Below are 21,098 nucleotides of genomic sequence, written 5' to 3'. Positions count from 1 at the left end.
GCCGACCTGTGCCGACGTAGGGTCGGACGGTGCGTGAGCCCCTGGATCCTGCGCTGTTCACGGCCTGCGCCGACCACGTGCCGTTCCCCGTCCGGGTCGGCGACAAGTGGACGGCGAAGATCCTCGTCTGTCTCCGCGACGGGCCGCGCCGGTTCTCGGAGCTGCAGGTGCCGCTCGCGCGCGTCACGCCGAAGGTGCTGACCGAGTCGCTGCGCGCCATGGAGCGCGACGGCATGATCACGCGAACCGTCTACGACGAGATGCCGCCGCGGGTCGAGTACGAGCTGACCCCGCTCGGGCACACGCTCTTCGAGCCGCTCGCCGCGAGCTGCGCGTGGAACGCCGAACACGGGGAAGCGGTGGCGCGTGCTCGCGAGGAGCACGCCCAGCGCGTCTGAACGCCTGGCTCGCGCCGTGGCGCCGGGTGCGCCGTGATCGCTGCGCGGAACGGTGATGCGACCCCGCCCGTTCCACACCTATGGACGAACGGGACGTCTCGGCGCGGCTCGCCGCGGAGCGGGCGGAGACGGCGGACCGGATCGCTGCGCTGGAGCGGCAGGTCGAGGGGATGGCCGAGCAGCAGGCGTTCGATACGCACGATGACGAGCACGACCCGGAGGGCGTGACGATCGCGGTCCAGCGTGCGCAGGTGCTGGGTCTGCTGGCGGGCGCCCGCCGGGACCTCACGGCTCTGGTCCGGGCGGCGGACCGCGTGGCGGCCGGTACCTACGGCCGGTGCGTGCCGTGCGGGCGCGACATCGGCGAGGCACGCCTGGAGGCGGTGCCCGCCGCCGAGACGTGCATCCGCTGCGCGGAGAGCCGGTCCCGCCGCCCGCGATGACGGACTCCCGCGGTGACTCGTCTCAGGTGTCGGCAGAGGTTCGGTAGCGGCCCGGGGTCGTCCCGATGATGGTGGTGAAGGCCGCGATGAAGCTGCTGGGGTTGGCCCATCCGCAGGCGGAGGCGGTTCGGATGGTGTCGTGGCCCTCGGCGAGGAGCACGAGTGCGTGGTGGACGCGTAGCTGGGTGCGCCACTCGTAGAAGGTCATGCCGAGCTCGTTGTTGAACAGCCGGCTGAGGGTGCGGCTGCTGGCTCCGACCGTCTTCCCGAGTTCGGTCAGCGTGGCGTTGTCGGCAGGCGACTCCTGCAGCATCCGGGCGATGGCCTGCAGCCGGTCGTCGCGTGGTTCGGGCAGGTGCAGTGGCTGTTCGGGTGCTTCGCGGAGCTCATCGACCAGGACTCGAAGGAGGCGGGAGCGCGCGGAGCGGCTGCGGCCGGGCGCGGTGCCGTCGTGGTTGTGGGGGCCGGTCAGGGCGAGCAGGACCTCGCGGGCGAGGCCGGAGGCCAGGAACACGGCGGGATGGTCCGGGACGAGCCGGGCAAGGGAGGGCGCGAGAAAGACGATCCGCATATCGGTGTCGCCGTGGGCGCGGTGGTGGTGCGTGAACCCGGCGGGGGTCCAGGCGACCCGGTTGGCGGGCACGATCGAGGTGCCGCGCTCGGTGTGAACCGCCAGGACACCGCTGGCCGCATAGACCAGGTGGCCCCGTTCGTGCGACTGCACCGCGCTCGTCCCGCCGGACTGCCAGAGGTGGCGCCCGCCCGACGGCCACACCTGTGACGTCACGGCGGCGCTCGGGCGAGGTTGGCGGCGAGCGGGCATCAGTTGGCATCGTAGCGGTAACACGCCACGCCATGATCCGGTCAAACTTCCTTCATGCCGTCGAGGCAGGTGCCTCGATGCCGCTGCTCGCGAGAGAAGGAGAAACGCATGGCGACGTTCGTCCTCGTGCCCGGCGCCTGGAAGGGGTCCTGGGCGTTCGAGGCGGTGGTTCCGCTGCTGGAGCGTGCCGGTCACACCGTTCACGCCCTGACCCTGACCGGTCTGCAGCGGGACGACGACAACGCGACGGTCGCGTCCGCCAACCTCGACACGCACGCCGACGACGTGGTGCGGCACCTCGATCGCCACCACATCACCAGCGCGACGCTGGTCGGCCACAGCTACGCCGGGATGGTGATCGCCGCCGCCGCCGACCGCGCCGGCGGTCGGATCTCACGACTGGTGCATCTCGACGCCTACGTGCCGCGCGACGGTGAGTCGTGCTGGTCGTCGACGAACGAGCACTTCCGGGCAGTGTTCGCCACCGGCGCGGCGGACACCGGATACGCCGTCCGACCGCCGGACGGCGGCGATCCCCGCCGCCGTTCCCATCCCCTCGCCGCGTTCCTGCAGACGATCCGGCTCACCGGCGCGTTCGCCCAGGTCCCCCGCCGGGAGTTCGTCTACTGCTCGGGATGGGAGGACCGGACGCCCTTCGCCGAACTCCGCGCCCGGCTCCACGCCGATCCCGAGTGGCGGATCCACGACCTCCCCACCGGGCACGACGCCATGCATGAGGCCCCGGAGGCGGTCGCTGCACTACTGCTCGGCGAATGACCCGCGTCCAGGGCGACCCCGATCTGCGCCGTGGTCATGATCGACGTCGGATCGCGTCCTGCCGGTCCGGGAGGGATCGCGTGGCGGGTCGTGCCCGGCGCCGGCTGCTAGCGTCACCTCCCGCGTGAAGGAGGACCGATGGCCGGCAAGCGGGTGACGATCCGCGACGTCGCCATTTCGGCGGGGGTGTCGTACCAGACCGTGTCGCGGGCGCTCAACGACAAGCCCGAGATCGACGCGACCACCAAGGAGCGGGTGCTCGACGCCGCGCGCGAGCTCGGCTTCCGGCCCAGCAGGTTCGCCCGCGCGTTGGTCCGGCAGGACACGACGTCCGTCGGGCTGGTCATCCCGGACCTGCTGAACCCGTTCTTCACCGAGGTCGCCTCGGCCGCGCTGGAGGCGGCCAGGAAGCGCGGCTGGCACGTGGTCGTCTACGACACCGCGGGCGAGGGTGAGCAGGAGCTCGGCGCGCTCGAGGTGATCGGCTCGCAGGTCGACGCGATCGTCGGGTACCTGAACGCTCCCGCCGACGTCGTCGCCCGGTACACGGGCGGCATCCCCGTGGTCTACATCGGACGCGAGAGCGCGGGTGCGAGCTTCGGTTCGATCCGGGTGGACGGTGAGGCCGGGATCCACGCCGCCATCGCACATCTCGTCGCAGGCGGCAGGCGCCGGATCGGCATGCTCGACCACGAGCACGCGGCGCCCAGCGTGCGCAGCCGCTGGTACCTCGACGCGCTGCGTTCGCACGGGTTGAGCGGCTGGGTGCTCGGCGCGGCGCAGTCGGTGGAGGGCGGGGAGATCGGCATCGCGGCGCTGCTCGACGCGCACCCCGATCTCGACGGCCTGCTCACCTACAACGACGTCATCGCGATCGGCGCCGTCCGCAGGGCCAGGATGCTCGGGCGCCGGGTGCCCCAGGACTGCGCGGTGATCGGGTTCGACGGCGTGCAGATCGGCAGCCTCGTCGAACCGCCGCTGTCCACGGTCCGCATCGACACGCGGCAGCTCGGGGCGCTGGCCGTCGAGCAGGTGGCCACGCTGCTGGCCGGCGCGACCCCCGAGGTCACGACGATCACGGGCACGCTCGTGCTGCGCGGGACGGCCTGAGCGCTCTTCTTGACAGTGGATGGACGCGGTCCCACACTCTCCGTGACCGGTCACGTGACCGGTCACGGCATCGTCGCCGGAGGTGTGATGACTGCACTGACCCGCCGCCGTTTCCTGGCGGCAGGCGCTCTCGCATTCGCGCTCGCCGGGTGCGCGAGCCCGAGGACAGCGAGCCCCGGGAAGCTCACCCTCTGGTACTGGACCCGCGGCCTCTCGCCCGCCGTGCTCGACGAGGCCGCCGTGCGCTTCGCCGGCGCCGGGTTCGACCCCGCGAACGTCAGCCACGACCTGCGCCACAAGCTGCTCGCGACGATGTCCGGTGGTGCCTACCTGCCGGACATGACGATGCTCAACGACGACATCGCCGGGTACTTCGGCGACGCCGACCAGTTCGTCGACCTCAACACGATGGGCGCGCAGCGGCTCCGCGGCGACTACCTGCCGTGGAAGTGGGAGGCCGGCACCACGCCGGACGGGCGGCTGCTCGGGTTCCCCGTCGACACCGGGCCCGCCGCGCTGTTCTACCGCCACGACCTGTTCGCGCAGGCCGGGATGCCGAGCGAGCCCGACGACGTCGCCCGTGCCGTGGCGACGTGGGAGGACTACTTCGCGTTCGGCGAGGAGCTGCAGAAGGCGCTGCCCGGCCGGTACCTGATCACCGACGCCAAGACCGTCTTCACGTACTCGATGGCGCAGGAGCCGCGCAAGTACATGGACCGCCAAGGGCGGTTCATCGGCGACGAGGAGCCCGTCAGGCGCGCGTGGGAACGGGCGCTGAGCGCCGTACGCAAGGGCCTGACGGCCGGCTACTTCGACAACGGCAGCACCACGGGCTCCGTCGACCGGCACGCCGCGTGGACCAACGGCACGGAGCTCAGCCTCGTCAACGCCTCGTGGATCACCGGCGAGATCAAGGAGTCGGCGCCGACCACCGCGGGAACGTGGCGCCTGTGCCGCAGCCCCGGTGGGCCGGGCAACCAGGGCGGCTCGTTCATCGCGATCACCCGGTACTGCCCGCAGCCGCAGGCGGCGTTCGAGATCGTCAGCTGGTTGCTCTCGCCCACCAACCAGGCGCGCCACTACGCCGACGTCGGGCTCTTCCCCTCGGCGCCGGCCGCGTTCACCGATGTCACCGCCCGGCAGCCCGACCCGTTCTTCGGCGGCCAGATCACGGCCGACGTGTTCGGCGAGTCGGCGAAGGGCGTGCAGCCTGCCTACTTCAGCCCGTGGGACATCGACATCAGCAACTGCTTCACCGACGAGCTGGTCAACGTGGAGTCGGCGGGCAAGGACCCGCAGCAGGCGTGGCGTGACGCCCGCTCCGCGATCGACCGGCTCCTGCAGCGATCGGGGGTGTTGTGATGACGGATCTGCTCCCGCGCAAAGCGCCGAGCGCGCCGGCTGTTGCGCAGGTTCCGCAGCGGCGGCGGTTCCGCCACCTTCCGCAGTACCTCGCCATCTCGCCGTTCTACATCCTGTTCCTCGTCTTCGGCGCGTACCCGGTGTTCTACTCGCTGTACCTCGCGCTGAACCGCTGGGACGGCATCGGGCCGATGCAATGGATCGGGCTCGACAACTTCGCATTGCTCGTCACCGACGCCGAGTTCTGGAACGCGATCGGCAACACATTCATCATCTGGGTCATGTCGACGGTGCCGATGACGGTGCTGGCACTGCTCATCGCGCTCGGGCTGAACTCCTCGATCCGTTTCAAGGGGCTGTACCGGATCGCGTACTTCATGCCCAACGTGACGTCGGTCGTCGCGATGGCGATCGTGTTCAGCTCGGTGTTCTCCACCGAGTTCGGCATCCTCAACGCGTTCCTCAGCGCGATCGGCCTCGACCCGATCGGCTGGCTGACCGATCCGTGGGGCATCAAGGTCGCCATCTCGGTGATGATCATCTGGCGGTGGGTCGGCTACAACGCGATCATCTTCCTGGCCGGGCTGCAGGCGATCCCGGCCGACGTCCACGAGGCCGCCCGCATCGACGGGGCCGGGCCGGTGCAGACGTTCTTCCGCGTCACGCTCCCGCTGCTGCGCCCGGTGGTGCTGTTCTCCGTGGTGATGTCGGCGATCAACGGGATGCAGGTCTTCACGGAGGCGCAGGTGCTGGTGGGCGACCGCGGCGGCGTGCAGGACGCCGGAACCACGATGGTCCTCTACTTCTACAACATGGCCTTCCTCGAGAACGACTTCGGCTACGGGGCCGCGATCGCCTGGGGGATCTTCGTCGTCGTCGTGATCTTCGCGATCATCAACTGGCGGCTGATCCAGCGCCCCGAACGCGCGGAGGTGTCCCGGTGACACCGTCGCTGCGGGTGAAGCTGCTGGGCGGCGGGCTGCTGGCCGTCGGGGCGGTGATCACGCTGTTCCCCTACTACTGGCTCGCCGTGATGGCGACCAACACGACGTCGGACATCTTCACGACACCACCCAAGCTGACGTTCGGCCCGCATCTGTTCGGCAACCTCGCCGAGGTCTTCGCCAGCATCGACTTCTTCGGGTCGCTGCTGAACACCGTGGTCGTCGCGGTGGCGACCACCGTGCTGGTGCTGTTCTTCGACTCGCTCGCCGCGTTCACGTTCGCGAAGTACCGCTTCCCCGGGCGGGACGTGCTGTTCGGGATCCTGCTCGCCACCTTCGTGGTGCCCACCCAGCTCGCGGCGATCCCGCAGTTCTCGATCATGGCGACGCTCGGGTGGGTCGGCGACCTCAAGGCGTTGATCATCCCGGCTGCCGCCAACGCGTTCGGCATCTTCTGGATGCGCCAGTACTGCGCGAGCGCGCTGCCCGACGAACTGCTGGAAGCAGCGCGGATGGACGGCTGCGGGTTCTTCCGGACGTACTGGAACGTGGCACTGCCCGTGCTGCGCCCGGCGCTCGCGTTCCTGGGGATCTTCACGTTCATCAGCGCGTGGAACGACTACCTGTGGCCGCTGATCATCATGGTCGACTCGCGCAACCTCACCCTGCAGGTCGCGCTCAGCCAGCTGAACGGGGTGTACGGCACGGACTACAGCCTGGTGATGGCGGGCACGCTGCTGGCGATCCTGCCCCTGCTCGTCGTGTTCCTGATCGGTTCCCGCCACTTCATCAAGAACATCGCCGCCGGCGCCGTGAAAGGCTGAGCTGCCCGCATGTCCTACATCGACGACCCGGCACCGGGCCACGGTGCCCGTCCGGCTCGTGCCTGGTTCGCCTCCGACGCGCCGTCGCTCGATCTGGGCGGGCAGTGGCGCTTCCACCTCTCGCCGAGCGCGGCGGCAGCGCCCGACGGCGTCGAGCGCGAGGACTTCGACGACTCCGGCTGGTCGCTGCTGCCGGTGCCGTCCCACTGGCAGCTGCACGGGCACGGCAGCCCCGCCTACACCAACGTCGCCTACCCGTTCCCGATCGACCCACCCTTCGTCCCGTCGGAGAACCCGACCGGCGACCACCGCCTCGTGTTCGACGTCCCGCAGGAGTGGGCCGGGCTCGCGGCACTGTTGCGGTTCGACGGGATCGACTCGTGCGGGCGGGTGTGGCTCAACGGCACCGAGCTGGGCGTCACGCGGGGGAGCAGGCTGGCGACCGAGTTCGACGTGAGCGCGGTGCTGCGGACCGGCCCCAACCTGCTCGTCGTGCGCGTGCACCAGTGGTCGTCGGGCAGCTACCTCGAGGACCAGGACATGTGGTGGCTCTCGGGGATCTTCCGCGACGTCACGCTCGTCGCGCGGCCGCGAGGCGGCATCGACGACTACTGGCTGCGCGCCGACTACGACCACACCACCGGCCACGGCCTGCTGCGCGTGGAGACCACGGCGCCTGCCCGGCTGTCGGTTCCTGAGCTGGGCATCGTCGACAGGGCCGTCGACGAGCCGATCGAGGCCGGCGTGGTGGAGCCGTGGAGCGCCGAGAGCCCGCGCCTCTACGACGGCACCCTCGCCACGGACACCGAGCGGGTGCCGGTGCGGATCGGGTTCCGCACCGTCGCGATCACCGACGGCCGGATCACGGTCAACGGCCTGCCGATCATGTTCCGGGGCGTGAACCGGCACGAGTTCCACCCCGAGCACGGGCGGGCCGTCCCGTACGAGACGGCGCGGGCCGACGTCCTGCTGATGAAGCAGCACAACATCAACGCCGTCCGGACCAGCCACTACCCGCCGCACCCGGCGTTCCTGGCCCTGTGCGACGAGCTGGGGCTCTGGGTGGTCGACGAGTGCGACCTGGAGACCCACGGGTTCAGCGCGGTCGGCTGGGAGCGCAACCCCACCGGCGACCCGCAGTGGCGCGACGCCTGCCTCGACCGGATGACCCGGACGGTCGAGCGCGACAAGAACCGGCCGAGCGTGATCATGTGGTCGCTCGGGAACGAGGCCCACACCGGCAAGAACCTCGCCGACATGGCGGAGTGGGTCCACCGGCGCGACCCCACCCGCCCGGTGCACTACGAGGGCGACCGCGCGTGCGAGTACGTCGACGTCCACAGCCGGATGTACGCGAGCCACGCCGAGGTCGAGCAGATCGGGCGCGCCGGCGGGATGCCGTTCGTCCAGTGCGAGTACGCCCACGCGATGGGCAACGGCCCGGGCGGCCTGCTGGAGTACCGCGAGCTGTTCGAGCGGTACCCGACCTGCCACGGCGGCTTCGTGTGGGAGTGGATCGACCACGGCATCGCCCGGCGTGACGCCCGGGGCCGCGAGTACTTCGCCTACGGCGGCGACTTCGGCGAGCCGATCCACGACGGCAGCTTCGTCATCGACGGCCTGCTCTTCCCCGACCGCACGCCGTCGCCCGGGCTGCTCGAGCTCGCGAAGGTCATCGAGCCGGTGCGGATCTCGCAGCGCTCGGAGGGCCTCACGATCGAGAACCACCACGACGTCATCGGGCTCGACCATCTGACGTTCACGTGGGTGCTGGAGGAGGAGGGGGAGCCGCGGGCGTCCGGCGTGCTGGACGTGCCCGAGGTCGCACCGGGCGCGTCGGTCTGCCTGCCGGTGCCGCAGCTGCCCGCCACGTTGCGCGAGTCGTGGCTCACTGTCACCGCGGCACTGGCCGATGACGCGCCGTGGGCCGCGGCGGGGCACGTCGTCGGGTGGGGGCAGGTGCCGGTGAGCGCGACCGCCTCCGGAGTCCCGGACGGCGGGATTGCGCAGTCCCGGTCGTTCGCCGCTCCCGTGTTCGACCCCGTCGACGGCACGCTGCGCGAGCTCGGCGGATACCCCGTCGCGGGGCCGCGGCTGGACCTGTGGCGCGCCCCTACGGAGAACGACGAGCCGGTGGAGGCGAAGGCGTGGCGGGCCGCCGGCCTGCACCGCCTCCAGCACCGCGTGATCAGCGTCGAGCACGCCGCGGACGAGGTCGTGGTGCGCAGCAGGGTCGCGCCGCCCGCGCAGGCGTTCGGGATGTTCGCCACCTACCGCTGGACGGTCGAGCCGGACGCGGTGCACCTGCACGTCGACGTGGAGCCGGAGGGGGAGTGGCCCTGCACCCTGCCCCGGCTCGGCCTGCGGATGGCCCTGCCCGCCGCGCTGGACCGCGTCACGTGGTTCGGGCTCGGGCCCGGCGAGGTGTACGCCGACAGCCGGCAGGCCGCGAGGGTGGGCCGGTTCAGCTCGACCGTGGACGAGATGCAGACCCCGTACGTCGTCCCGCAGGAGAACGGGAACCGCGCCTGCGTCCGGTGGGCGACGCTCACCGGTGCCGACGGGCGCGGCCTGCGGATCGAGGGCAGCCCGACGTTCGAGCTCACGGCCCGGCGCTGGACCAGCGAGGAGCTGGCGGAGGCCCGGCACGCGGCCGAGCTCGTGCCCGGCCCGCTGGTGCACCTGAACCTCGACATCGCGCAGAACGGGCTCGGCACCGAGTCGTGCGGCCCGGGCGTGCTGCCGCGATACCAGCTGCACGCACACCCGGCGACTTTCCAGCTCACCTTCCGCTGACATTACGGGCGTTTCGGAGCCGTACTGCTACCGGAAAGGGGCCATAACAGCACTACGGCTCCGAAAGCTTACGGCTTCGAAACGCGGGCGTGGTGGACACCACCGACCGTGACACAAAACATGGCGGTATACCTGTAGTACAGGCACCGGAGAGGTTCGAGCCCAGGGCAAACGTCCAGTACCTCCGTGTGCATCACGTCGGAACGGATTGGACGACGAACCGATGGCCCTTGTCCACACCGGGTCCAGCGCCGCGGACGAATCCGTGAGCGTCATGGACGCACCCGTGCTCGGCTCCGACCTCGCCGCCTACTTCCGCCGGATCGGCATGCCCGGTGCGGAGACCGATGCCCCGGCCCCCGATCTCGCGACCCTGCGGCGGATCGTCGCCGGGCACGCGCGGTCGATCTCGTACGAGAACCTCGACAAGTTCACCGGGCGGGAGGTGCGGCTCGACCCGGCCACCCTGACCGCCAAGCTCGTCCACCGGGCCCGTGGCGGTGGCTGCTTCGAACAGAACATGCTGCTCCGTGGGGTGCTCGACGCCCTCGGCTACACGACGACCGGCCTTGCCGCGCGGGTGCTGTGGAACCGGGACGCCGGCGCGCCGATGCCCCCGCGCAGCCACATGCTGCTGCAGGTCGACCTGCCGGAAGGCCCGCACATCGTCGACGTCGGTTTCGGTGTCCTCACGCTCACCGGAGTGCTGGCGCTCGAACCCGACGTGGAACAGGCCACGCCGCACGAGCCGTTCCGTCTCCGGCCGGACGGGCGAGCCCTCGTGATGGAGGCCCGGACGGGCAGTCAGTGGCGCACGCTGTACCGGTTCGACCTCGCCGAGCAGTATCTCGCGGACTACGAGGTCAGTAGCTGGTACAACGCGCACCACCCCGATTCCAAGTTCGTCAACGGGCTGTTGATCGGGCGTCCGGACTCCGATCGCCGTTTCACCCTCAAAGGCACCAAGTCCGGCGGCGCCAGCCTCGCCGTGCATCATCTCGGCGGCCCGTCGGAGCGACGCGACCTGGAGTCACCCGCTGCGGTCCGGACTGCGCTGGAGGAGCATTTCCTGCTCGATCTCTCCGAACTTCCCGACCTCGACACAGCCCTCACCCGCCTTTTCTGACCGATTGCCGCTACGGCGTCGCGCGGAGACGTCGGCGCGCGCGGTTCCGCAGGAGTCGAGGTCGTCCGGCCGGGTCTGCACGCAGTCGCGGACGGAGTGGGGGAACCGGGACGTGTCCCGCAGGGCCACCACGGGGATCCCGGCGGCGTCGAGTCGGCGCCACTGTTCGACGAACCCCGGCGGGGTCTGCTCGGTCAGCCCGGCGCGCACGTCCCGGCTGGCCAGCGTGATGACGGTGTCGGGATGCATGGCGAGGATCTCCTCCATCGCCGCGGCGTTCCAGGCCAGGCAGTCGGGTTCGCCGGGAACGACCTCAGACGCGGTGCAGAAGGGGCAGGCTCCGCGGACGATCGCGGTCAGCCGCCGGTTGCTCTCCCAGGCGATCGGCACGACCGCTCCGGAGAGTTGCTGCACGTGCGAGTCGCCGACGAGAACGACCCGTCGCGCGGGCGGCTCGATCGTCGGCAGGGTGCACCTGTCCATGGGGAAGGCCGCCATGGGCGTGCAGTCCCAGTTCTCGATCCGCACCCAGTCGTCGTAGATCGACACGGGTGGCGGGAGCAGGGGTGCCGGGTCCACGGCTCCGGTCCGGAGGGCCATCGCGCCGGGGTGGGTGGCGTCGCCCGGTTCCGCGCCGGTCTCCGGTGCCCGGACTCCGACGACCTGCCAGGTGACGGCCACGAGCAGCACGGCCGCCGTGCCGGCAGCGGCGATCCGGTAGCCGGCGCGCGTACCGGCCGGCTGGCGCGAGCCGGTGCAGCTGACCGCGACGACCGCGACCAGGAGCGGCCAGAGCAGGAAGACCTGGCCTGGATGGACAGCGACCAGAAGGGCTGCACCACGCTGGTCATGGTTGTGCGTGCGGCTCCGCTGCCGCCGACGTCGAGAGTGCCCGCTTCGGCCGCCCGCATCAGCCTTCCGGTGAGCAGGAACCCGGTGAGCAGGAAGAACACGTCGACGCAGCCGGAACCCTACTAGGCCGACGTTTGACTTGCCCGGAAGGAAAGTCGAGTGATAACTTTCCTGCCAGGCAAGTCAAACGTCGGAGGGGATCGGAATGAACCACATCGAGGACGCCCAGGCCGGCCTCGCGGAGGTCGCCAAGCGCCGCAGCCAGGTCATCGACGGCGCGTCCCGCGGCCGGCACCGCGGCTGGGACGCCACCGGCATGCTCGCGATGCTCGTCGCGTTCGCGGCACTGGACCTACCGGTGTCCTCGGTTCTGCGGCTGACTCTCTTCGGCGTCGGCATGGTCGCCGCGCTGGTCTGCTTCACCCGCGCCGGGCGGCGCAGCACGGTCGTCATGCACAAGTCCCAGATGACGGGCCGGTTCTGGGCCGCCCTCGGTGGCATGGCGCTCGCCGCAGGCGCCCTCCTCTTCGGTGTGATGTGGCTCGTCGACCAGGCCGACATCCCGCTGCGCAACACCCTCGTCGGCGCGCTGTTCGTCGCCTTCATGGCGATCACCGAGCCGCTGTACCGACTGCTCCTGCGCCGGGCGATGGCATGACCGTCCCAGCCGGCTTCGACGAGCTGATCCATCCGCCGACCCGGCTGGGCCTGATGGCACTCCTCGCGGCCACCGAGTGGGCGGAGTTCAGCTTCCTCAAGGAGAGCATGGAGCTCACCGACTCCGCACTCTCCAAGCAGGTCTCGACCCTCAGCGAGGCCGGGTACGCCGAGATCCGCAAGGAAGGCGCCGGCCGCCGACGGCACACCCTGGTCTCCCTGACCCCGCAAGGCCGCAAGGCCTTCGACGGTCACGTCGAGGCCCTGCGGCAACTGGTCAACCGCGCGCCCTCCGTGTCCGCAGCCGGCGCCGGCCCGCGGGAAACGCGCTGACCCGACCCGTTGACCCGACCCGGCGGGCGCGGTGGTCGAGGTCTTCGCAGACCGGGTGGGCTCGTCGCAGAGGCTGTGGGGTCTGCGAGGAGTGCAGCGGCTCTGCGAGGACGTGGCGGGGGGTGGGCGCGCGAACCGGGCGACTCGCGGGGTGGTGGGGCGTCTTCGCAGCCTGGGTGGGTTCGTCGCAGGGGCTGTGGGGTCTGCGAGGAGCACGCCCGCTCTGCGAGGACGCGGTCGGGGCGACTCGCGATCTCCCACGACCAGCCGCTGCTGGATGCCGTCGCCGACCGCACCCTCCACTGGGACGACATCATCCGCCTCGACGGAGCGTCCCCGGCCGGTGACGGGGTCAGAAGCCCAGGTCGCTCAGGCTCGGGTGATCGTCCGGACGGCGACCGAGCGGCCAGTGGTAGGCGCGTTCCGACTCGGTGATCGGCAGGTCGTTGATGGAGGCGTGCCGGACAGCCATGACGCCGTGCTCGTCGTACTCCAGTTCTCGTTGCCGTAGGAGCGGAACCAGTTCCCGTCCAGGTCGTGGCACTCGTAGGCGAAGCGAACGGCAATCCGATCGCCCTCGAAGGCCCAGAGCTCCTTGATCAGCCGGTACTCCAGCTCTCGCTCCCACTTCCGCGTCAGGAAGGCGATGATCTCGTCGCGCCCGTGCAGGAACTCGTGACGATTGCGCCACCGGGAGTCGATCGTGTACCCCTGCGCCACCTTCTCCGGGTCGCGGCTGTTCCAGGAGTCCTCGGCGAGGCGCGCTTTCTCCCGCGCCGTCTCCAGCGTGTAGGGGGGAATCGGGTAGCGGTCGGCCATGCCAGCTCCTCGATCATTCGTAGGAAACGGCGACGGTCCCGGAGGACCGGGCGCCGAGCCCCACGTTAAGAGCCGCGATACAGCAAGGCATCACGCGTCCGAGCGATGTGTACGACCGCGCCGGTCAGTGGGTCGGGACCACCGAGCTGAGCCAGTTGGGGTCCTGCTGCCAGTTGACGACCTTGCCGTTCGCCACCACGGTCGGCGTGCCGAAGGCGCCCTGCTGCTGGAGGGCGGGGTCGGCCTCCGCGGCGGTCAGGTTCGACTGGATCTTGGCGCCGTAGGTGTTGCCGTTGACCACGGAGTCGAAGGCGGGGCCGCTGACGCCGAGCCGCCCGGCCAGGTTGGACAGCTGGGCCTGTGTCCAGCCGGGTCCGTTCTCCTCGGGCTGCTTGCTGAACAGGCTGTCGTGGAAGTCGATGAACTTGTCCGGTGCCGCCGCGGCGACCGCGAGCGCGGTGTTCGCGGCCATCGTCGAGTAGCCCGACGGGGTCGAGCGGTCGTCGAGCAGGTTGAGCATGTGGTAGCGGACCTTGATGGTGCCCGCCTCGAGCTGCTTCTCCATGGCGGGGAAGTTGGCCGACTCGAACTCCCCGCAGATCGGGCAGAGGAAGTCCTCGTACGCGTCGATCGTGGTGGGTGCGGTCGGCTTTCCGGCCAGCACGGTGGCCGTCGCCGGGTCGAGCACCACCGGGTACTGGGCGGCACCGGCCACCGTCACCGCCGGGATGACCGACTGTGCCGCGGTCGTGGCCTTCTGCTTCTGGAGGAAGACCCCGCCGAAGACCGCCGCCGCGATCACCACGATCACGATGGCGGCGACGATGTTCTTGCGCTTGTTGTCGCGGTCGGCCCGGGCGGCGGCGACCGCCCGGCCCGACGAGGCCGACTTCCGCTTTGTGCCCTTGCTCTGCTGGGTGTTGCTCACGATGCGTTCTCCAGTGTCACGGGTTCCGGTTGCGAGCGGATGAGCCAGCCGTCGACGGAGGCGAACGTCCTCGGCCGGACGACGAGCCACACGGCGAGCAGCAGGAACCCGGTGTCGCGCAGGATCTCCTCGGGGTAGTGCGTCTGGCCCGCCGCGACCTGCCCGCCGCCGCCGAAGCAGCCGCAGTCGATGGTCAGGCCGCGGGCCCACGACTGCGCGATGCCGGCGATGTAGACGAGCAGCACGATCCCGGACAGCACCGCCACCAGGCGGACGCCGACGCCGAGCACCAGCAGCAGGCCGAGCGCCAGCTCCAGGAACGGCAGCACCCCTGCCACCACGCTCACCAGGCCGTCCGGGATCAGTTCGTAGGCCTTCACCGACGCCACGGTGCCCCCGGGGTCGGCCAGCTTGATCGCGCCCGACACGAGCCACACGGCAGCCAGCCCCAGCCGGGCGAGGGTGCCGACGGTGTCGAGCATTCGGGTCGAGGGACGCGCCACGCTCGCGAGGCTACCGCCGGAAAATGTGAGTCCCCGGGGGAGAAGCATCACGCGGTGCGGGGCGGATCAGCGGTCGGCCGCCTGCTCGACTCGCCCGTGCCGCTCATGACCCCGTGGCGCCCGGCCGCACCTGGAACCGCGCGGTACGGTCGACGCCCCGCCGCCCCCGTCCAATGGCAAGATCCAGAAGCACGTGGTCCGGGAGCTGCACGCCGGGCACTACCAGGGAGCCCGATGACCGTACTGAGGTCGCAGCTCGACGTGTCCTCCGAGACGTACGCGAGCCACCGCACGGCCCAGCTCGAGGTGCTGGCGCAGTTGGACGAGCAGCTGGAGTTGGTCGTCGCGGGCGGCGGCGAGCGCTACACCCAGCGGCACCGCGAGCGGGGGAAGCTCCCGGTCCGTGAGCGCCTGGAGCTGCTGCTCGACCCGGACAGCCCGTTCCTGGAGCTCTCGGCGCTGGCGGCGTGGGGCACGGGGTTCACCGTCGGCGCGTCCGTCCTCACCGGGATCGGCGTGGTCTGCGGTGTGGAGTGCATGGTCGTCGGCCACGACCCCACCGTGCGTGGCGGCGCGATGAACCCCTACTCGTTGCGCAAGGCGCTGCGCGCGCTGGAGATCGCCCGGGTCAACCGGCTGCCGGTGGTCAACCTCGTCGAGTCCGGTGGTGCCGACCTGCCCACGCAGGCCGATCTGTTCGTGCCGGCCGGGCGGATCTTCCACGAGCTCACCGAGCTGTCGTCGCTGGGCATCCCGACCGTGGCGATCGTCTTCGGGAACTCGACCGCGGGAGGTGCGTACGTGCCCGGCATGTGCGACTACGCCGTGCTGGTCGACCGCCAGGCGAAGGTGTTCCTCGGCGGCCCGCCGCTGGTCAAGATGGCTACCGGCGAGGAGTCCGACGACGAGTCGCTCGGTGGCGCCGAGATGCACTCCCGTGTCTCCGGGCTGTCGGACTACTTCGCCGTCGACGAGCACGACGCCATCCGGCTCGGCCGGCAGATCATCTCGCGGATCAACTGGCGCAAGCTCGGGCCGCCGCCGTCGGCGACCGCTGAACCGCCGCGCTACGACCCGGAGGAGATCCTCGGGATCATCCCCCCGGACCCGAAGGTGCCGTTCGACCCCCGCGAGGTGCTGGCGCGCACCGTCGACGGCTCGGACTTCGACGAGTACAAGCCGCTCTACGGCACCTCCCTCGTCACGGGTTGGGCGAGCATCCACGGCTATCCGGTGGGCGTGCTCGCCAACCACCGCGGCGTGCTGTTCAGCGAGGAGGCCAAGAAGGCCAGCGAGTTCATCCTGCTCGCGAACCAGACCGACACGCCGCTCGTGTTCCTGCAGAACACCACCGGATACATGGTCGGGGCCCGGTACGAGCAGGGCGGGATCATCAAGGACGGCGCGAAGATGATCAATGCGGTCACCAACAGCACCGTGCCGCACCTGACGATCACCATGGCGTCGTCGTTCGGGGCGGGCAACTACGGCATGTCCGGCCGCGGGTACGACCCGCGGCTGCTGTTCGCCTGGCCGGGCGCCAAGCTGGCCGTGATGGGCGCGGCGCAGCTCGCGGGCGTGATGTCGATCGTCGGACGCGCCTCGGCGGAGTCGCAGGGCAAGCCGTTCGACGAGGAGGCCGACCGGCGGCGGACCGCGGCGATCGAGGCCCAGATCGAGGCCGAGTCGCACGCCTTCCACATCACCGCCCGGCTCTACGACGACGGCATCGTCGACCCCCGCGACACCCGGACCGTGCTCGGCATGTCGCTGTCCGCCGTCCACTCGACCACCGTCGCCGGCCGCCGCGGCTTCGGCGTCTTCCGGATGTGAGCGCCCCCATGCCGTCCACCCGGATCTCGAAGCTCCTGGTCGCCAACCGCGGGGAGATCGCCGCGCGGATCATGCGCACCGCCCACGCGATGGGTGTCGCCACCGTGGCCGTGTACTCCGACCCGGACGCCGACGCCCCCTTCGTCCGGCTGGCCGACGAGGCGGTGCGGCTGCCCGGGTCCGCCCCGGCGCAGACCTACCTGCGCGGCGACCTGGTCGTCGCCGCGGCCAGGGCCACCGGCGCCGACGCCGTGCACCCCGGGTACGGCTTCCTGTCCGAGAACGCCGGCTTCGCCCGGGCCTGTGCGGAGGCGGGGCTGACCTTCGTCGGACCCTCGCCGGACGCGATCGCGTCGATGGGGTCGAAGCTCGAGGCCAAGGCTCTGATGGAGAAGGCCGGGGTGCCGGTGCTGCCCGGCGCCGTCGTCACCGGGGACACCGACCTGGCCGCGGTCGCCGCGGGCATCGGGTTCCCGGTGCTGGTCAAGGCCGCGTTCGGCGGTGGCGGACGTGGGATGCGGACCGTCGCGGAGCCCGCTGAGCTGGCGGCGGCCGTCGAGGGTGCACGGCGGGAGGCCGCGTCGGCGTTCGGCGACGGGACGGTGTTCCTGGAGCGGTTCGTGGTCGACCCCCGCCACGTCGAGGTGCAGATCCTGGGCGACGCCCACGGCGAGGTCGTGCACCTGTTCGAGCGGGAGTGCTCCATCCAGCGCCGCTACCAGAAGATCGTCGAGGAGAGCCCGTCGCCGGTCGTCGACCACGCGCTGCGTGCCGAGCTCGGCGCCGCGGCCGTGGCGGCCGGGAAGGCGATCGGCTACACCGGCGCCGGGACCGTGGAGTTCGTGCTGGACCGGGAGGGGCGCTTCTTCTTCCTCGAGGTCAACACCCGGTTGCAGGTGGAGCACCCGGTCACCGAGCTGGTCACCGGACTGGACCTGGTGGAGCTGCAGCTGCGGGTGGCCGAGGGGGAGCCGCTGCCGCCGGAGGTCACCGGCGCCGCGATCACCGGGCACGCGGTCGAGGTCCGGCTCTACGCCGAGGACGTCGCCGCGGGTTTCCTGCCCGCCACCGGGACGCTGCACCGTTTCCGCGTCCCGGCGCTGCCCGGCGTGCGCGTCGACTCGGGCGTGGCCGACGGCTCGGTCGTCGGCACCCACTACGACCCGATGCTGGCCAAGGTGATCGCCCACGGCCGCACCCGCGTCGAGGCGGTGCGGGTGCTGGCCCGGGCGCTGCAGCGGGCCGAGATCCACGGCGTGACGACCAACCGGGACCTGCTCGTCGGGATCCTCCGCGAGCCGGAGTTCCTCGCCGGGCGCACCGACACCGGCTACCTGGCCAGGCACGACCCTCGCGCGCTCGGTGCGGGGGCCGCCGGTGGGCCGGTGCACGCCGCGGCCGCCGCGCTCGCCGCCCAGGCCGCGAACCGGGCGTCGGCACGGGTGCTGGGCGGCTTCCCGTCCGGCTGGCGCAACGTCGGCGGGCCGCCGCAGCGCGCCGGCTACACCCTCGGCGAGCAGGCGTTCGAGGTCACCTACGCCTTCCGCCGGGCCGGGCTGGAGCTGGCGGTGAACGGCGAGCCGCTGCCCGTCCGGCTCCTGGGGGCGGCACCGGATGCCGTGGACCTGGAGGTGGGCGGCGTGCGGCGGACCTACGCCGTGCACCGCGTGCCCGGCTGGTCCTATGTGGACGGGCCGGACGGGTCCGCCGCACTGGCCGAGGTGCCGCGCTTCGCCGATCCGAACGCCGTCGCCCACCCCGGCTCGCTGCTGGCGCCCATGCCCGGCGGCGTGGTGCGGGTGCTCGCCGGCCCCGGCGATGCCGTCACCGCGGGGCAGCCGCTGGTGGTGCTGGAGGCGATGAAGATGGAGCACACCGTCGCAGCGCCGGTCGACGGGATCGTCGCCGAGATGGCGGTCGCGCCCGGCGCCCAGGTGGACACCGGGCAGGTGCTGGCCGTGGTGGAGGAGGCCGACGTGGACGGTCGACGATGACCAGCGCGGGAGGCAGCAGCCGATGCCGGTATCGATGACGGAGCTCGCCGACGACCTCGCGGCCGAGTCCGCCGTCCTGCGCGCGATGGTCGCCGGCCTGGAGGAGGCCGGGTGGCGGCGCGACACCCCCGCCGTGGGGTGGACGGTTGCGGACCAGGTCTCCCACCTGGCCTTCTTCGACGACCTGGCCGTGCAGTCTGCCGTTGATCCCGACGGCTTCCGCGCCGAGCGGCAGCGGGTGGAGGCCGCGGGCGGGGTGGACCCGGACGCCGTCGCCGCCCGGTACCGCGACCGGTCAGGGGCCGAGCTGCTGCACTGGTTCGACCGGTCGCGCGACCGGCTGGTCGAGACGTTCCGCGGGCTCGATCCGCGCCTGCGGGTGCCGTGGTTCGGGCCGGAGATGAGCGCGGGGTCGTCGCTGACGGCACGGATCATGGAGACCTGGGCGCACGGGCAGGACGTCGCCGACGCGCTCGGGGTCGTGCGGGAGCCGAGTGCGCGGCTGCGGCACGTCGCCCACATCGGCGTCGGAGCCCGGGCGTTCAGCTACGCGGTCCACGACCGTGCGCTGCCCGACGTCCCGGTCCGGGTCGAGCTGGACGCCCCCGACGGGTCGGTGTGGACGTGGGGTCCGGCGGACGCCGCGAACCGGATCGCCGGCCCGGCGCTGGACTTCGCCCTCCTCGTCACCCAGCGGCGCCACCGTGACGACCTCGCGCTGGAGGTCACGGGCCCGGCCGCCCGGGAGTGGGTCGAGATCGGGCAGGCGTTCGCCGGGACGGCGGGCACGGGTCGCGAGCCCGGGCAGTTCGCGGGAGGGCCGGCGTGAGCAGGCGCGTCGTGCGCATCGGCAACTGCTCGGGCTTCTACGGCGACCGGATCGAGGCCGCCCGCGAGATGGTCGAGGGCGGCCCGATCGACGTGCTGTGCGGCGACTACCTCGCCGAGCTGACCATGCTGATCCTGGCGAAGGCGCAGGCCAAGGACCCCTCCGCGGGATACGCGCGGACGTTCCTGACCCAGGTCGAGGCGGTGCTCGGGACGTGCCTGGAGCGGGGCATCCGCATCGTCGCCAACGCCGGCGGTCTCAACCCCGCCGGGCTGGCCGCGGCCGTCCGTGAGGTCGCCGCCGGGCTGGGGCTCACGGCGCGGGTGGCGCACGTGGAGGGCGACGACCTGCGTGGCTCGCTGGGGGCCGTCGTCCCGCCCGTCGAGGGCCGGCCGGTGTCGGCGAACGCCTACCTCGGCGGCTGGGGGATCACGCGGGCCCTCGCGGCCGGGGCCGACGTGGTGGTGACCGGGCGGGTCACCGACGCCTCGCTCGTCGTCGGGCCCGCGGCGTGGTGGCACGGCTGGGGCCGCGGGGACTGGGACGCGCTGGCCGGCGCGGTGGTCGCGGGGCACGTGATCGAGTGCGGACCGCAGGCGACCGGTGGCAACTACGCCTTCCTCGATGAGCTCACCGACCGCCGCTACCCCGGGTTCCCGATCGCCGAGGTCGCCGCGGACGGATCATCGGTGATCACCAAGCACCCCGGGACGGGCGGCCTGGTCTCGGTCGGCACGGTCACCGCCCAGCTGCTCTACGAGATCGCCGAGCCCGCCTACCTCGGCCCGGACTGCACCGCGCACTTCGACACGATCCGGCTGACCCAGGACGGCGAGCACCGGGTGGCGATCTCCGGCGTGCGCGGCAGCGCGCCGCCGCCGCTGCTCAAGGTCGCGCTCAACGAGGCGGGCGGCTTCCGCAACACCGTGACGCTGGTGCTCACCGGGCTGGACATCGAGGCCAAGGCCGCGCACGCCGAGGCTCTGCTGTTCGAGGTGCTCGGGGGCAAGGACCGGTTCGCCGAGGTCGATGTCCGGCTGTTGCGCTTCGACACCCCGGACGCGCCGTCGAACGAGCGCGCCACCGCGCACCTGCGGATCACGGTCAAGGACCCCGACCCGCGCACGGTCGGCCGCGCGTTCTCGGGCGCCGCCATGGAGCTCGCGCTGGGCGGGTACGCGGGTTTCCACACCACGTCCCCGCCCACCCCGGAGTCGGCCTTCGGGATCTACCGGCCCGCCGCCGTCCCGCGCTCGGCCGTGCGGCACACGGTGGTCCTGCCCGGCGGCGAGCGGCTGGTGATCGACGATCCGGAGGTCGCTGAGGTGCCTGCGCCGCCGCAGGCTCCCGCCCCCGCGCCGGTCCACGACGGGCCGAACAGGGCGGTCCCGCTCGGTGTCGTGTGCGGCGCGCGGTCCGGGGACAAGGGCGGCAACGCCAACATCGGGCTGTGGACCCGCACCGACGCCGAGTACGCGTGGCTGCGGCGCTTCCTGACCGCCGACAAGGCCCGCGAACTGCTCGGACCCGAGACGGCGGACCTCACGATCGACGTGTGGGCGCTCCCCAACCTGCTGGCGCTCAACGTCGTCGTGCACGGGATCCTCGGCGCGGGTGTCGCCTCCTCCACCCGCCCGGACCCGCAGGCGAAAGGGCTGGGGGAGTACCTGCGCAGCAGGGTTGTGGAGGTACCGGTGGAGCTGCTTTCGTGATTCGCAGCGTGGGATCCGCAATTCCGAATACCCGT

19 protein-coding genes and 1 pseudogene are annotated in these 21,098 nt (G+C 71.6%); 15 read left to right on the top strand and 5 right to left on the bottom strand.

The genetic code is table 11. The annotated features are described in order from the left end of the window. Nucleotides 1–29 precede the first annotated feature (29 nt). Complete coding sequence (locus tag ACQPZA_RS23175; RefSeq protein WP_433273683.1) at nucleotides 30–398, top strand: winged helix-turn-helix transcriptional regulator; 369 nt, start codon at nucleotides 30–32, stop codon at nucleotides 396–398. A gap of 80 nt (nucleotides 399–478) precedes the next feature. Continuing rightward, nucleotides 479–841 carry a TraR/DksA family transcriptional regulator gene (locus ACQPZA_RS23170; protein ID WP_433273681.1) on the top strand — a complete coding sequence of 121 codons (363 nt, stop codon included), beginning with the start codon at nucleotides 479–481 and terminating at the stop codon, nucleotides 839–841. Between the two features lie 22 nt (nucleotides 842–863). On the opposite strand, the gene ACQPZA_RS23165 is transcribed toward ACQPZA_RS23170, so the two are convergent. Next, entirely contained in the window at nucleotides 864–1,664 is an 801-nt protein-coding gene (locus ACQPZA_RS23165) for an AraC family transcriptional regulator (protein ID WP_433273679.1), read from the bottom strand. Between the two features lie 108 nt (nucleotides 1,665–1,772). Between ACQPZA_RS23165 and ACQPZA_RS23160 the strand changes: the two genes are divergently transcribed. The 7 genes from ACQPZA_RS23160 (at nucleotide 1,773) to ACQPZA_RS23130 (ending at nucleotide 10,603) form a co-directional block, all read left to right on the top strand. Then, nucleotides 1,773–2,441, top strand: a complete 669-nt coding sequence (locus tag ACQPZA_RS23160; protein ID WP_433273677.1) for an alpha/beta fold hydrolase — start codon at nucleotides 1,773–1,775, stop codon at nucleotides 2,439–2,441. A 138-nt stretch (nucleotides 2,442–2,579) separates the two neighbouring features. Next, entirely contained in the window at nucleotides 2,580–3,551 is a 972-nt protein-coding gene (locus ACQPZA_RS23155) for a LacI family DNA-binding transcriptional regulator (protein ID WP_433273675.1), read from the top strand. A gap of 87 nt (nucleotides 3,552–3,638) precedes the next feature. Beyond that, nucleotides 3,639–4,913 (top strand): extracellular solute-binding protein, encoded by a 1,275-nt coding sequence (locus ACQPZA_RS23150; RefSeq protein WP_433273673.1) that lies wholly within the window; start codon nucleotides 3,639–3,641, stop codon nucleotides 4,911–4,913. Then, nucleotides 4,913–5,857: a carbohydrate ABC transporter permease gene (locus tag ACQPZA_RS23145; protein ID WP_433273671.1), complete on the top strand. Its 945-nt coding sequence runs from the start codon at nucleotides 4,913–4,915 to the stop codon at nucleotides 5,855–5,857. The genes ACQPZA_RS23150 and ACQPZA_RS23145 overlap by 1 nt, the downstream gene beginning before the upstream one ends. Next, entirely contained in the window at nucleotides 5,854–6,681 is an 828-nt protein-coding gene (locus ACQPZA_RS23140; RefSeq protein ID WP_433273669.1) for a carbohydrate ABC transporter permease, read from the top strand. Before ACQPZA_RS23145 ends, ACQPZA_RS23140 begins: the two co-directional genes overlap by 4 nt. A gap of 9 nt (nucleotides 6,682–6,690) precedes the next feature. Beyond that, nucleotides 6,691–9,477 carry a glycoside hydrolase family 2 TIM barrel-domain containing protein gene (locus ACQPZA_RS23135; RefSeq protein WP_433273667.1) on the top strand — a complete coding sequence of 929 codons (2,787 nt, stop codon included), beginning with the start codon at nucleotides 6,691–6,693 and terminating at the stop codon, nucleotides 9,475–9,477. A gap of 274 nt (nucleotides 9,478–9,751) precedes the next feature. Beyond that, nucleotides 9,752–10,603: an arylamine N-acetyltransferase family protein gene (locus tag ACQPZA_RS23130; protein WP_433282947.1), complete on the top strand. Its 852-nt coding sequence runs from the start codon at nucleotides 9,752–9,754 to the stop codon at nucleotides 10,601–10,603. On the opposite strand, the gene ACQPZA_RS23125 is transcribed toward ACQPZA_RS23130, so the two are convergent. Further along, nucleotides 10,508–11,293: an SGNH hydrolase domain-containing protein gene (locus tag ACQPZA_RS23125; protein WP_433273665.1), complete on the bottom strand. Its 786-nt coding sequence runs from the start codon at nucleotides 11,291–11,293 to the stop codon at nucleotides 10,508–10,510. The genes ACQPZA_RS23130 and ACQPZA_RS23125 overlap by 96 nt on opposite strands. Before the next feature lie 367 nt (nucleotides 11,294–11,660). On the opposite strand from ACQPZA_RS23125, the gene ACQPZA_RS23120 reads away from it, so the two are divergent. Both ACQPZA_RS23120 and ACQPZA_RS23115 read left to right on the top strand, forming a co-directional pair. Continuing rightward, entirely contained in the window at nucleotides 11,661–12,113 is a 453-nt protein-coding gene (locus ACQPZA_RS23120) for a hypothetical protein (protein ID WP_433273663.1), read from the top strand. Continuing rightward, complete coding sequence (locus tag ACQPZA_RS23115) at nucleotides 12,110–12,445, top strand: winged helix-turn-helix domain-containing protein (RefSeq protein WP_433273661.1); 336 nt, start codon at nucleotides 12,110–12,112, stop codon at nucleotides 12,443–12,445. The genes ACQPZA_RS23120 and ACQPZA_RS23115 overlap by 4 nt, the downstream gene beginning before the upstream one ends. 352 nt (nucleotides 12,446–12,797) lie before the next feature. Here the strand turns inward: ACQPZA_RS23115 and ACQPZA_RS23110 are convergent. From ACQPZA_RS23110 to ACQPZA_RS23100, 3 genes and pseudogenes are all read right to left on the bottom strand, one after another. Further along, nucleotides 12,798–13,264 (bottom strand): annotated as a pseudogene (locus ACQPZA_RS23110) (DUF1348 family protein). A 124-nt stretch (nucleotides 13,265–13,388) separates the two neighbouring features. Next, a complete protein-coding gene (locus tag ACQPZA_RS23105) occupies nucleotides 13,389–14,192 on the bottom strand; it encodes a DsbA family protein (RefSeq protein WP_433273659.1) in 804 nt (267 codons plus the stop codon). Continuing rightward, a complete protein-coding gene (locus tag ACQPZA_RS23100) occupies nucleotides 14,189–14,674 on the bottom strand; it encodes a MauE/DoxX family redox-associated membrane protein (RefSeq protein WP_169393770.1) in 486 nt (161 codons plus the stop codon). Before ACQPZA_RS23100 ends, ACQPZA_RS23105 begins: the two co-directional genes overlap by 4 nt. A 255-nt stretch (nucleotides 14,675–14,929) precedes the next feature. On the opposite strand from ACQPZA_RS23100, the gene ACQPZA_RS23095 reads away from it, so the two are divergent. The 4 genes from ACQPZA_RS23095 (at nucleotide 14,930) to ACQPZA_RS23080 (ending at nucleotide 21,063) form a co-directional block, all read left to right on the top strand. Beyond that, nucleotides 14,930–16,528: an acyl-CoA carboxylase subunit beta gene (locus ACQPZA_RS23095; RefSeq protein ID WP_433273657.1), complete on the top strand. Its 1,599-nt coding sequence runs from the start codon at nucleotides 14,930–14,932 to the stop codon at nucleotides 16,526–16,528. A gap of 8 nt (nucleotides 16,529–16,536) precedes the next feature. Next, a complete protein-coding gene (locus ACQPZA_RS23090; protein WP_433273655.1) occupies nucleotides 16,537–18,522 on the top strand; it encodes a biotin carboxylase N-terminal domain-containing protein in 1,986 nt (661 codons plus the stop codon). 34 nt (nucleotides 18,523–18,556) lie between these two features. After that, nucleotides 18,557–19,351, top strand: a complete 795-nt coding sequence (locus ACQPZA_RS23085; protein WP_433273653.1) for a TIGR03084 family metal-binding protein — start codon at nucleotides 18,557–18,559, stop codon at nucleotides 19,349–19,351. A 68-nt stretch (nucleotides 19,352–19,419) separates the two neighbouring features. Further along, entirely contained in the window at nucleotides 19,420–21,063 is a 1,644-nt protein-coding gene (locus tag ACQPZA_RS23080; protein ID WP_433282945.1) for an acyclic terpene utilization AtuA family protein, read from the top strand. The last annotated feature ends 35 nt before the right edge of the window (nucleotides 21,064–21,098 follow it).

The organism is Pseudonocardia xinjiangensis, from assembly GCF_050948425.1.
Classification (GTDB): Bacteria; Actinomycetota; Actinomycetes; order Mycobacteriales; family Pseudonocardiaceae; genus Pseudonocardia; species Pseudonocardia xinjiangensis.
This window is presented reverse-complemented; position numbering and strand designations above follow the sequence as displayed.